The organism is Protofrankia sp. Cas4, assembly GCF_963555915.1.
Lineage (GTDB): Bacteria > Actinomycetota > Actinomycetes > Frankiales > Frankiaceae > Protofrankia.
The window spans coordinates 16,877-28,259 of record NZ_CAUVXL010000246.1 but is presented as its reverse complement, the minus strand read 5'-3'; the positions used below and the strand labels follow the sequence as shown (position 1 = coordinate 28,259).

The following is an 11,383-nucleotide window of genomic DNA, read 5'->3' as shown; positions in this document are numbered from 1 at the left end:
AAACGGGACGACCCCGGAGAGGATCTCTTCGGGAGTATTCCCTGATGTCGGCTGATCGCGTCCGTCTCTGTGTCGGTGCCCGCGAGGATCTGCCCTCGCTCGTATACGGGGGTGAAGCCCCGTCGGCTCACGAACGTGGTTTGTCGTCAGGCGTGGTGAAAGACGGGGCTGGGGCCTGCGGGCGCCGCGACGCGAATCATGATCGCGCGCCCTTCGGCCCCATTGGGACGGGTACCCGCGGAAGCGGCCAGATCAGGGGAACGTCCCATCGAAGAAAACCAGGTCGTCCTACAGGGAGCGGCGGTAGGCGTCGAAGGCGCGGGTGGCGAGCATCCCGGCCATCGTTGCCAGCGCGGTGAGGCAGCACAGATAGATGCTGACCGTCAGCCAGTCCGGGTCGGTCGAGCCGGCCTCGCGGGCGGCGCTGACCGCCCAGTCCACCGGGTTGACCCGCGCGATGACCTGCATCCAGCCGGGCATGAGGTTGCGGGCCATGATGGCTGATGACATGAACGTCAACGGCAGGATGGCGAAGTTCACCGCCGCGATCAGGGCGTCCTCCTTGCGCACGATCAGGGCCAGCGCGTGGGAGAAGGCTGCGACCGTGACCGCGACGAGCGACGCGGCGCTGAGCAGGACGGCCGGGCCGACCAGTCCGTTGCGGTAGTGGGTCCCGACGGCCCAGCCGAGCAGCATGATGATGATCGACTGGATGGCGGTGACGACCGTCTGGTAGACGAGCGCGCTACTGATCAGTGCTGACTTCCGGACCGGGGACGTGAGCATCCGATCCATCACGCCGCGATCGATGTCGATGATGACCCTCATCCCGGACCAGCCAGCCGAGAACAGGGCGCTCATCACCACGACGCCCGGGGTCAGGAAATCGAAGTAGGACCCGCCGCCGAAGCCGGGGACATCGACGACCCGACGGAACAGTGAGCCGAACAGGGGCAGCCAGACCACGGCCTGCACGATCGTGATCGCCAGGTATGCCGGCTGGCGCAGCATGGCGCGCAGGTGCCGTACGGTCAACCAGCGCAGTTGGCGGCCTGCGGAGGCCGCGTACTCAGTCGCCGATGCCGGCACCGATCCCGGCCGGGGTACCGGAATGTCCGCCGACAGGCCGGGCCGGGTGGTGCTGTCCGCGATAGCCGTGCTGGTACCGGCGCCGGTGGCCGCGCTGCCTGACATCACGCCACGTCCTTCTTTTCCTGGACGCCCGGGAGAAGGACGTCGTTTCCCCTGGCGTTGTCCGCGCGCGGGGCAGCGTTGTCCGCGCGCGGGGCAGCGTTGTCCGCGCGCGGGGCAGGCTCGCCGGTGGCCATGAAGCGGCGACCGACATGGCGCAGGTAGACGTCGTCCAGCGACGGTCGGGCGATCGTCGCGGCGATGATCGTGACGTCCACCCGGTCGAGTGCGGCGAAAACGGCGGGCAGCGACGACGCGCCGTCGGCCACCCGGCTGTGGACTTCCCGGCCGTCCACCGTGGTTTCGCTGACCCCGGGGACCTCGTTCAGAGCCGTGGTGACCCGGTCCGCGAGAGCGGTGTCGGCAACGGTCGCGAGCTCCAGGTGGACGGCGTCACCACGCAGCTCGCTCTTGAGTTCGTCCGGGCTGCCTTCGACGAGGATGCGGCCGTCGTCGATGATGGCGACCTTGGATGCAAGCCGGTCGGCCTCCTCCAGGTAGTGGGTGGTGAGCAGGATCGTCAGCCCGTCCGCCGCGAGTGAACCGATCTCGTCCCACATCTGTGCGCGTGCGTGCGGGTCGAGCCCGGTGGTGGGTTCGTCGAGGAACAGCACGCTGGGCCGGTGGACCAGGCCGACGGCAACGTCGAGCTTTCGCAGCATCCCGCCGGAGTAGGTGCGTGCCGGCCGGTCGGCAGCCTGGGTCAGCTCGAACCGTTGGAGCAGGTCGGTGACCCGGGTGGTCAGCCCGGCGCGGGGAAGCCCGTGCAGATGCGCCGCGAGCGCGATGTTCTCCCGCCCGGTTGCTTCTAGATCGATACCGGAACGCTGCGTGACAACCCCGATCGCCTGCCGCACCTGGCCGGGATGGGCGAGGACGTCGAGCCCGGCGACCGTGGCCGCACCGGAGTCAGGACGTGACAGCGTGGTGAGGATCTTCACTGTGGTGGACTTGCCGGCACCGTTGGGTCCCAGCAGGCCGAACACTGTGCCGGGGGCGACGCTGAAGCTCAGGCCACCCAGTGCCCGGACACCACCCCGGTAGGTCTTGACCAGGTCGGTTGCCGTGATCGTAGGCTCGACGGGGTCGGCTGGCGGGGCCAGCGCTGCCGTGGAGCGCTCGGACGGCGCCGCGGCCTGCGCCGGAGCCGGACTTGAGGTCATCGGGTCCCCCTGACGTTCCTGAACCTGTGGGCTGACGGGTGACGGACGTGGCGGTTCACACCTGGGACGACTGCGCGGAGTCGTCCGTTTCGGGAGTGGCCGGGCTGCCCTGTGCGGCGATCGCCCGTTCAGCCGTGTTCAGGACGGATTCGGCCGCTAATCCCGTGTGGCCACCGGCCTGCAGTGCGCGGACCACGACGTCGCGGATCCTTTCCGGGTCGGTCTCGCGGGTGTGGATCGCATCCCAGATATGGATGCCGTCCAGGGTCCGTCCGGAGATCGCCCGGATGAGTTCGTCCACGTAGCGGAGCTCGGCCTCGGCCAGCGCGTTGACGTATTCGCTCTCCAGCGTGAACAACCGGGGCAGGCCTTCGCGGACAGCGAAGGCCTCACCCGCGTGGGTGTGCTCGATCTGGAGCATGAGCCGGCTGCGGCGTTCGGTGAGCAGCCGGACGGCGTCGTCGGGTGTGAGCACAGCCAGCATGGACAGTGCCGCCTCGAAGCGCTGGTACTCCTTGGCGGGTGTGCTGACAAGCTCGGACATCCAGTCGTAGAGCTCGGTGCGGCCGGATGCGGTGATCTCGTAGATGGTCCGTTCGGGCCGTCGGCCTTCGCGAACGGTCTCCCGGGCCGCGATGTACCCGCCACGGGCCAGCGAGTCCACCACGGTGTAGAGCGAGCCGTAGGTCAGCTTGATGCTGTTTTCCTTGTGTCGCTCACGCATAGTAGTCGACATCTCGTACGGATGCATGGGTCGTTCGTTGAGCAGCGCAAGTACGGCCAGTGCCAACATGTTTGCTGTCCGTTGACGGGTCATGCTCTCACCATCCCGACTCCGAGTACTCGGCTACGAGTATCCGGTAAGTGGACGCCGACTGTCAATCGGATGGCTACTTCCAGTGGTCAGCGGCCACTGTCGGCCGCAGCTGACGGCCGCCGGGTCGCACTACGGCGTGTTCGCTGGACCAGACGGCCGACTCTCGAAAGGCTCCAGAGGCGCACCCGCTCGAAGAGGCCGAAGCCGCGAACGCAGGTGCCGCCTGGTGTGGCAACAACCGGACACACCGGTCGCGTGACGCCCTACGCCGAGCGCCGAGCGGCTGGCTGCGGCATGCTCACAAGTGCGTCGTGACACATCCGGCGCGGGTGGGCTCGGCGGCGCACCCGCGCCGGCTTCCGACCGCCGGTGCTCTGGGGGCGACGGCCTCCGGGGGCGACGGCCTCCGGGCGCGCGATCTGACGATCGTTGCTCGCCCTCTGGTCCTCCGGGCGGTTGGTGGTCCGCGCACCGAACTGTCGCCGGTGGGCGGCTGGGTCAGCCCCCGCCCACCGGCGGCTCCTCCTGTGCGGTCGCAGATGGTAACGGCGTGGGCGCACCGGCGGAGTGCGGTGTGGACCTGCGAGGATCGGTGGCATGCCAGTCGGATCCGAGGCTCCGGCCTCTCAGGAGTTGTTCCGTCGCGCACAGCGAGTCATCCCTGGTGGGGTCAACTCGCCGGTTCGGGCGTTTCGAGCGGTGGGCGGCACACCGCGCTTCATGGTGTCCGGGGATGGCGCGTACCTCACCGACGCGGACGGTCGCCGGTACGTCGACCTGATCTGCTCCTGGGGTCCGATGATCCTGGGTCACGCCCATCCGGCGGTCGTCGAGGCCCTTGCGGTGGCGGCGTCGCGGGGCACGAGCTTCGGCACGCCGAGCCCGGGCGAGGTCGACCTGGCCGAAGAGATCGTGTCCAGGGTGGCACCGGTCGAGCAGGTCCGGCTGGTCAACTCCGGGACCGAGGCCACCATGAGCGCGTTGCGGCTTGCGCGGGGTTTCACCCGGCGTTCGAAGATCATAAAATTTGCCGGCTGCTACCATGGTCATGTCGACGCGCTGCTTGCCGCCGCCGGATCGGGCGTGGCTACCCTTGGCCTACCGGACACTCCGGGTGTCACCAGCGCCACCGCCGCGGACACGATCGTGGTGCCCTACAACGATCTGGGTTCGGTCGAGACGGCGTTCGCCGAGTATCCCGGCGAGATCGCCGCTGTCATCACCGAGGCCGCAGCGGCGAACATGGGGGTTGTCCCGCCGCTGCCGGGCTTCAACGCCGGGTTGCGTCGGCTCTGCGACAGCCACGGGGCGTTGTTCATTCTGGACGAGGTGATGACCGGCTTTCGGATCGGCCCGGCCGGCTGGTGGGGGGTCGAGGGCGCAATCGAGGGATGGGCGCCGGATCTGTTCACCTTCGGCAAGGTCATGGGCGGTGGGCTGCCAGCGGCGGCCTTCGGTGGCCGGGCTGAGGTGATGGCGCAGCTTGCCCCGGCCGGGCCGGTCTACCAGGCCGGGACGCTGTCGGGTAATCCGCTTGCTGTTGCCGCCGGTCTCGCCACGCTTCGAGCGTGCGGCCCGGATGTGTACGCGACGGTGGACGCGCGCGCCGGCGACGTCGCCGGGATCGTGTCGACGGCCCTGACCGAGCAGGGCGTACCGCACCTGCCCAGTAGCGCCGGCTCCCTGTTCAGCGTGTTCTTCACCGACGTGCCGTCCGTCGTCGACTACGCCGGGGCGCGGACCCAGTCCAGTGCCCGGTACGCGGCGTTCTTCCATGCGATGCTGGACGCAGGGGTATACCTGCCGCCTTCCGCGTATGAGGCATGGTTCGTCTCGGCGGCGCATGACGACGAGGCGGTGGAACGGATCGCCGGTGCCGCGCCTGCGGCGGCACGGGCCGCGGCCGGCGTTCCCGAGCCGGTGCCGGCAACAAGTGCTGGAGGGATGCGCCCATGACGCGGACGGGCGGTGACACACCGCTGACGACCATCCACCTTGTCCGCCATGGTGAGGTCTTCAACCCCGAGAAGATTCTGTATGGCCGGCTGCCGGGGTTCGTGTTGTCGGAGGCCGGCGCGCGCCAAGCCAAGGTCACGGCGGAGTTCCTTGTTGATCATGACATCGCCGCGGTTGTGGCGAGCCCGCTGGAGCGGGCGCGACAGACCGCCGAGCCGATCGCGCAGTGCCGCGGTGTCACCGTTGAGGTAGATCCCCGCCTCATTGAAAGCCGCAACGTCTTCGAAGGCAAGCCGTTCGAGGCCGGGCCCGCGCTTGTCCGGTATCCGAGGATGTGGAAACTTCTGATCAATCCGTTCGAGCCATCCTGGGGGGAGCCCTACGCCGAGATCGCCGGGCGGATGCTGGCCGCCGTCGCCGAGTGGCGTGACACCTACTGCGGCCGGGAGGTGGTCCTGGTCAGCCATCAGCTACCGGTGTGGACGACTCGCCGGGCGCTCGAGGGCAACAGGCTCTGGCACCGCCCGGACCGTCGCCAGTGCGCGCTCGCCAGCGTGACGTCGGCGGTATACGCCGGCGATCGGTTGGTGCGGGTCGACTATGCCGAGCCGAACGGCCCGACTGTGCACCGGGCCGGCTCCGCCGGCGCGTGAGGGTCGCCGGCGGCGACGGGCCGTGGATGTCGGGTGGCCGTGGATGTCGGGTGGCCATGGGTGTCGGATAGCTGCGGGTCTCAGATAGCGGTGGGTGCTGGGCATCCGCGGCACCTGCAACCTACCCTGGGGTCGAGTTCTACAGTTGGTCGTAGACGTGTCCGTGGCCGGCACCGGTAGATCAAGAGCGGTGAGGTCATGGATGGCGATGTCAGCGGAGATCTGCTGCACATGAGGGGAGTGGGTGTGGACGAGCGACGGAACGCGGCAGGAGTGGGGGCCGGCGCATCCAGGATGTCGATTGTCCAGGTCGGGCAGCTTCCATGGCATGGTCCGTATAAGGGTCTGTCGCTCGTTGTCATCAGCGTGCTGTGTGTGTTGGTCTCTGTGGTGACAGGCTGTTCCAGCGGGACCGACAGTGTGGATCAAGCCGCCGGTGGCGGGTTCGGCTTTGTCCAACAAGCACCCAACTCCGACTTCGTCCCGATCGACAAGCGGGTGCCGGCGCCGAACCTCGCCGGTCCGACCCTGGCCGGTCCAGACCTGGACCTCGCGGGCTTCCGCGGGAGGATCCTCGTCGTGAACTTCTGGGCCTCGTGGTGCGCGCCCTGCCGCGCCGAAACGCCCGGCCTGGTCACGATGGCCGCGGACAACCCGCAGGTGGCCTTCGTGGGAGTGAACGAGAAGGACAACCTCTCGGCGGCGAAGGCGTTCATCCGGGACAACGGTGTGACCTATCCCAGCATCGTCGACCGGATCGGCACGCTCGCCGCGCGCTGGCCGGTGCCGCCCGGCCTGCCGTCCACCTTCGTGCTTGACGGTAAGGGTCAACTCGCGGCCCGGTTCACCGGCGGCGTCCTCGCCGACGAGCTGATGCCCGTCCTCACCAGGCTGGCGGCCCAGGCATGAACGACACCGCCATGAACGACACCGCAGGGACGCGGGGGGCACCTGCGTGAGCGTCGCGTCGTTCGTCACCGACGGACCCGTGCTGCTTGCCGCGCCGGTCGCTGCGGCGGCCGGACTGCTGTCGTTCCTGTCACCGTGTGTGCTGCCGCTGGTGCCTGGATATCTGTCATTCGTCACCGGGCTGTCGGGTGAGGACCTTGCCATCGGTGCTCCTGGAGTCCTGATCCCAGCCGCAGCCGCAGCCCCAGCCGCAACCCCGACCGCCACCCGCAGCCCGACCCAGGCCTGGGCCCGGTTGCGGGCCGGGCGTCGACGGGTGGGCCGCGTCACCCTCGGAACCGGCCTTTTCGTCGCCGGCTTCACCGGGGTCTTCGTCAGTTATGGTGCCGCGTTCGGCGGGTTGGGGCGATGGTTGACCCTGCACCAGGTCGGCGTCAGCCGGATCCTCGGCGCGGTGACGATCGTCATGGGGCTGGCGTTCGCCGGTGCGTTCGCGCGGGTTCCCCTGGCCAACCGGGAGTGGCGCATCCACCGCCTGCCGGCGTCCGGCCTGGTCGGCGCACCGCTGCTTGGCGTCCTGTTCGGGATCGGCTGGACGCCCTGCCTCGGGCCCACGCTGACGGCGGTGCTCGGACTGGCCGTGCAGAGCGCGACCGCCGGCCGGGGGGCGTTTCTCTCCGCCGTCTACTGCCTGGGGCTGGGCGTGCCGTTCCTGATCGTGGGCCTGGCGTTCCGGCGGGTTGCCGGTGCGCTGGCGGCGGTGCGCAGGCGCGCGCGGATGCTCACCCTCTTCGGCGGCATCCTTCTTGTGGTTGTCGGATTCCTCCAGGTCACCGGTGCCTGGACGGATCTGATCGCGGCTGCGCGCCCCTACGCGCCGGGTTTCGCGGAGAGTCCGCTGTGACAACGGGCGGAGGGTCCGCTGTGACGACGAGCGGAGGGTCCGCGGTGACAACGGGCGGAGGGTCCGCGGTGACAACGGGCGGAGGGTCCGCGGTGACAACGGGCGGAGGGTCCGCGGTGACGACGACGATCGGTGCGGCGGCGCCGACGACGGTGCCCGACGAGGTACGCGACGAGGCGCGGACACGCGCCGACCAAGCGCACGCCCAGGCGTTGGAAACGGCGTCCGGATCGCCGGCGGGATCGCCTCCCGGGCCAGCTGGCGGGCCGGGCGGGAACGCCGGCGGCGGCCTGCGCCGCTTCGGGTCCGCCGGGCGGGTGACGGCGCCGATCCGGAAGGTCTGGCATCAGCTGACCAGCATGCGCACCGCGCTGCTGCTGCTGTTCCTGCTCGCGCTCGCCGCCGTCCCCGGATCCCTGCTGCCGCAGCGGTCGCTGAACCCGCTGAAGGTCGAGCAGTACTTTCGTGATCATCCGTCGCTTGCGCCGGCACTGGACAGATTGTCCGCATTCAACGTATTCGGTGCTCCCTGGTTCGCCGCGATTTACCTGTTGTTGTTCATCTCTCTGATCGGATGCCTGTCGGCCAGGGTCCGCTGGCATGCCAGAGCACTGGTGGGCCGCCCGCCGCGGGCACCGGCCCGGCCGAGCCGGCTGACCGGGGGACAGTCGTGGGACAGCGCGCTCACCCCGTCGGAGGCGGTCGAGGCGGCGCGGGTGGTCCTGCGACGGCGGCGGTTCCGGGTGGCGCTCGCCGCCGACGGCGCCACCCGTCCGGACGGCAGCCCGGACTTCTCCGTGGCGGCGGAAAAGGGCTACCTGCGCGAGACGGGGAACCTGATCTTCCACATCGCGCTGGTCTTCATGCTCGTCGGGGTCGGACTGGGCTCGTGGTTCGGATATCAGGGTACGGTCCTGGTGATCACGGGTGACGGGTTCGCGAACACGCTGGTCTCCTACGACCAGTTCAGCCGGGGCAGGCTCGTCGACCCCGTCGGTGATCTAGCGCCGTTCTCCCTGACGATGGAGGAGTTCACCGCGTCCTACCAGCCGACCGGCCAGCCCGCGGACTTCCGCGCGAAGGTCGCGTACGCTACCGAGCTCGACGGGCACACCCGTACCGCTGAGATCCGGGTCAACCATCCGCTGGCGGTCGGCAGCGCAAAGGTCTACCTGATCGGGCACGGGTACGCGCCGCACTTCGTGTTGAGGAACAGCGCCGGCGGGGTCGTCTGGGAGGGCTACCAACCGTGCACCCCCCGCGACGCCATGTTCGCGTCCACCTGCACCTTGAAGATCGGCGACACCGGGCTCGCGCCGACCGGGCCCACGCGTGAGCCCCAACAGCTGGCATTCAGCGGCGTGTTCACGCCCACCACCGAGCTGGACCGGGCCCGCGGCTATGTCTCGACCTACCCGGCCGCGAATGCGCCCGGCCTCACGCTCACCGGCTATGTCGGCAACCTGCACATCAACGAGGGCATTCCGCAGAACGTCTACTCGCTGGATACCCGTGACATGCACCAGCTGCGCGTGAACGGGCCACTCGGCGACAATCGTGCGGCGCAGGTGCTCGCGCTGAACAACCCGCGTCAGCGAACAGTCACCGGCCTGCCCGGTGGGATGTCGCTGGAGGTCGACGGTCTGCGCGAGTTCGCGACGTTCCAGACGAAGTCGGACCCGTTCAAGGGCTGGGTCCTTGTCGCGGCGATTGCGATCATCTGCGGCCTGCTGGTGAGCATGCGGGTCCGCCGACGCCGGATCTGGGTACGGGCGCGCCCCGTGGCCGACGCGGCTGCCGATGCCGATGCCGGCGTAGCCACCGATACCGATGCGGTTACCGTGACCATGGTCGAGATCGGTGGTCTGTCCCGGTCCGACATCGACGGCTTTGCGGCCGAGTTGCGGGCAATCGCCCTGGATGTACGGGCGGCCACGGCGAGTGCCCCCCGGCCGCTGGACTCCCCCGAACAGGAGCTGTGATGCCCGTCAACTCCGGCCTTGCCGCGTTGTCCGACCATCTTCTCGGCGTGACCATGGCGGTCTACGCGCTGGCGATGCTCGGTTACGCGGCCGAGTTCGCGTTCAGCCGATTCGGGGGGACGATCGGCGCAGCGGCCGGGGTGTCATCGACATCGGCGCTGTCATCGGTCGGAGCAGCCCAGCTCACGGCTTCCGGACGGGTCCCGGCGATGGCTGGCGCCGTCACGGCCGGTGGTGCCGTCCATCCCGCGGTGGCTGATCCCGCGATGGCTGATCCCGCGATGGCCGATCCGGCGGCGGAGGCTCTCGCCGCGGCGGCGGCCCGGGCCGCCGATCGTGGTGCGGAGCAGAGGGCAGTGGCTGCGGCGATGGCCGCGGCGACGGCCGCTGCGACGGCCGGGGACCGTGCCGACCCACCGGTCACGGCCCGGGTGCGCTGGATCGGCTGGATCGCGGTGGCACTGACCCTGCTCGGCTGGCTGGCCCACGTGGGTTCGGTGACGGCCCGCGGCCTGGCCGCGGACCGAGTGCCGTGGGGGAACATGTACGAGTTCTCATCCATGATCACCTTGGTCGCGGTGTCAACGTACCTGGCCATGCTGGCGCGGACCCGGGCGCGGGTGCGTTGGCTGGGCGTTTTCGTGATGGTTCCGGTGGTGCTCTATCTGGGTTTCGCCGCCACCGTGCTCTACGTCGCCGTGGGACCGCTCGTCCCGGCGCTCAACTCCTACTGGCTCAAGATTCATGTGGTTGCGGCGATCGTCGCCAGCGGCGTGTTCATGGTCTCGGCGGTCACGACCGTCCTGTATCTACTGAAGGACCGCTGGGAGAACAGGCTCGCCGCTGTCGCCGCCGGTCGGGCTGACGCGTCCGCCGCGATGCGCAAGCGCGGCGGGATCATGATGCGCCTGCCCGCGGCCGTGGCTCTGGACCGCATCACCTACCGGGTGATCGGGCTTGCGTTCCCGATCTGGACGTTCGCGGTCATTGCCGGGGCGATCTGGGCGGAGGCCGCCTGGGGCCGTTACTGGGGCTGGGATCCGAAGGAGACCTGGTCGTTCATCACCTGGGTGATCTACGCCGCGTACCTGCACGCGCGGGCCACAGCGGGTTGGAAAGGCAGCAGGGCAGCAGCGATCTCCCTGTTGGGTTTCAGCGCGTTGTTTATCGATTACTATCTGGTGAACCTGGTGATTTCCGGCCTGCATTCATACGCTGGGGTCAACTGAGACCAGCGGCTGTCGGTTTCAGGTCCGGGACGTGCCGTCGCCGTCCCCACGGCGGATCCGTTCGGACAGCTCGCGCAGGAACTCGGGGTTGTCGTCGGGGGCGACCGGCGGCGGCGTCGGGCCTCGGCGGGCCCAGGGAAACCTGCGCTCGGTGGAGACCCTGTTGCGCTCACCCCAGCGGGCACCGGGGCGTTCGGTCCAGGGCGAGCGACCGCCCCACGCCGGGTGGTCACTGTTCTGCGCGGCACTGGCGCCGCGGCGTGGGCGGCCCAACAGGAACCATGCCACGGCGCCGACGACCTCGAACAGAACGATGATCGCAATCCACGCGAGTTTGGGGAGCGTGCGGACCGAGGCTGCCGGGGTCAGCGCCACGTCAACAATCGCGTAGATCCAGAATCCGAGAAGTGCCAGCGTCAGTACGAAGCCGACCACCGTACCGCCGCCCCTTTCCCTGCTCTCGCCATCCGCCGGGCCCGTACGGGCTGTCGGGACCGCACCGAAGCGCTGATCACCCGCCAGTGCCGTACCGGCCGTCTGCCGTCCACCATGTCCGTCGTTGTTCGACGGTACCGCCAA

Annotated in this window: 10 protein-coding genes; 6 read left to right on the top strand and 4 right to left on the bottom strand. The window is 69.3% G+C overall.

Annotated features, from left to right (window positions below):
- Positions 1 to 288 precede the first annotated feature (288 nt).
- The 3 genes from U9979_RS22290 to U9979_RS22280 are packed head-to-tail and all read right to left on the bottom strand — an operon-like array spanning position 289 to position 3,147.
- Positions 289 to 1,194 (bottom strand): ABC transporter permease, encoded by a 906-nt coding sequence (locus U9979_RS22290; RefSeq protein WP_322748511.1) that lies wholly within the window; start codon positions 1,192 to 1,194, stop codon positions 289 to 291.
- Positions 1,194 to 2,354, bottom strand: a complete 1,161-nt coding sequence (locus U9979_RS22285) for an ATP-binding cassette domain-containing protein (protein ID WP_322780847.1) — start codon at positions 2,352 to 2,354, stop codon at positions 1,194 to 1,196. Before U9979_RS22285 ends, U9979_RS22290 begins: the two co-directional genes overlap by 1 nt.
- 55 nt (positions 2,355 to 2,409) lie before the next feature.
- Complete coding sequence (locus U9979_RS22280) at positions 2,410 to 3,147, bottom strand: PadR family transcriptional regulator (RefSeq protein ID WP_322780846.1); 738 nt, start codon at positions 3,145 to 3,147, stop codon at positions 2,410 to 2,412.
- Between the two features lie 621 nt (positions 3,148 to 3,768).
- Here U9979_RS22280 and hemL point away from each other — a divergent pair.
- The 6 genes from hemL to ccsB all read left to right on the top strand — a co-directional run bounded on the left by hemL (position 3,769) and on the right by ccsB (position 10,804).
- Positions 3,769 to 5,127 carry a glutamate-1-semialdehyde 2,1-aminomutase gene (gene hemL, locus U9979_RS22275; protein ID WP_322748506.1) on the top strand — a complete coding sequence of 453 codons (1,359 nt, stop codon included), beginning with the start codon at positions 3,769 to 3,771 and terminating at the stop codon, positions 5,125 to 5,127.
- Complete coding sequence (locus U9979_RS22270; protein WP_322748507.1) at positions 5,124 to 5,780, top strand: histidine phosphatase family protein; 657 nt, start codon at positions 5,124 to 5,126, stop codon at positions 5,778 to 5,780. Before hemL ends, U9979_RS22270 begins: the two co-directional genes overlap by 4 nt.
- A gap of 246 nt (positions 5,781 to 6,026) precedes the next feature.
- A complete protein-coding gene (locus U9979_RS22265) occupies positions 6,027 to 6,689 on the top strand; it encodes a TlpA disulfide reductase family protein (protein ID WP_322780845.1) in 663 nt (220 codons plus the stop codon).
- Between the two features lie 46 nt (positions 6,690 to 6,735).
- Positions 6,736 to 7,593 carry a cytochrome c biogenesis CcdA family protein gene (locus U9979_RS22260; protein WP_322780844.1) on the top strand — a complete coding sequence of 286 codons (858 nt, stop codon included), beginning with the start codon at positions 6,736 to 6,738 and terminating at the stop codon, positions 7,591 to 7,593.
- A gap of 359 nt (positions 7,594 to 7,952) precedes the next feature.
- Complete coding sequence (locus U9979_RS22255; RefSeq protein WP_322753716.1) at positions 7,953 to 9,575, top strand: cytochrome c biogenesis protein ResB; 1,623 nt, start codon at positions 7,953 to 7,955, stop codon at positions 9,573 to 9,575.
- Positions 9,575 to 10,804, top strand: coding sequence for a c-type cytochrome biogenesis protein CcsB (gene ccsB / locus U9979_RS22250; RefSeq protein ID WP_322780843.1), 1,230 nt, complete (start codon positions 9,575 to 9,577; stop codon positions 10,802 to 10,804). The genes U9979_RS22255 and ccsB overlap by 1 nt, the downstream gene beginning before the upstream one ends.
- A gap of 18 nt (positions 10,805 to 10,822) precedes the next feature.
- On the opposite strand, the gene U9979_RS22245 is transcribed toward ccsB, so the two are convergent.
- Positions 10,823 to 11,383, bottom strand: coding sequence for a PLD nuclease N-terminal domain-containing protein (locus U9979_RS22245; protein ID WP_322780842.1), 561 nt, complete (start codon positions 11,381 to 11,383; stop codon positions 10,823 to 10,825).

What these genes read in the sequence shown, in the direction of transcription:
- hemL (WP_322748506.1), top strand. Translation starts at nt 3,769, where the DNA reads ATGCCAGTCGGATCCGAGGCTCCGGCCTCTCAGGAGTTGTTCCGTCGC.
- ccsB (WP_322780843.1), top strand. Translation starts at nt 9,575, where the DNA reads ATGCCCGTCAACTCCGGCCTTGCCGCGTTGTCCGACCATCTTCTCGGC.
- U9979_RS22290 (WP_322748511.1), bottom strand. Translation starts at nt 1,194, where the DNA reads ATGTCAGGCAGCGCGGCCACCGGCGCCGGTACCAGCACGGCTATCGCG.
- U9979_RS22285 (WP_322780847.1), bottom strand. Translation starts at nt 2,354, where the DNA reads ATGACCTCAAGTCCGGCTCCGGCGCAGGCCGCGGCGCCGTCCGAGCGC.
- U9979_RS22270 (WP_322748507.1), top strand. Translation starts at nt 5,124, where the DNA reads ATGACGCGGACGGGCGGTGACACACCGCTGACGACCATCCACCTTGTC.
- U9979_RS22280 (WP_322780846.1), bottom strand. Translation starts at nt 3,147, where the DNA reads ATGTTGGCACTGGCCGTACTTGCGCTGCTCAACGAACGACCCATGCAT.
- U9979_RS22255 (WP_322753716.1), top strand. Translation starts at nt 7,953, where the DNA reads ATGCGCACCGCGCTGCTGCTGCTGTTCCTGCTCGCGCTCGCCGCCGTC.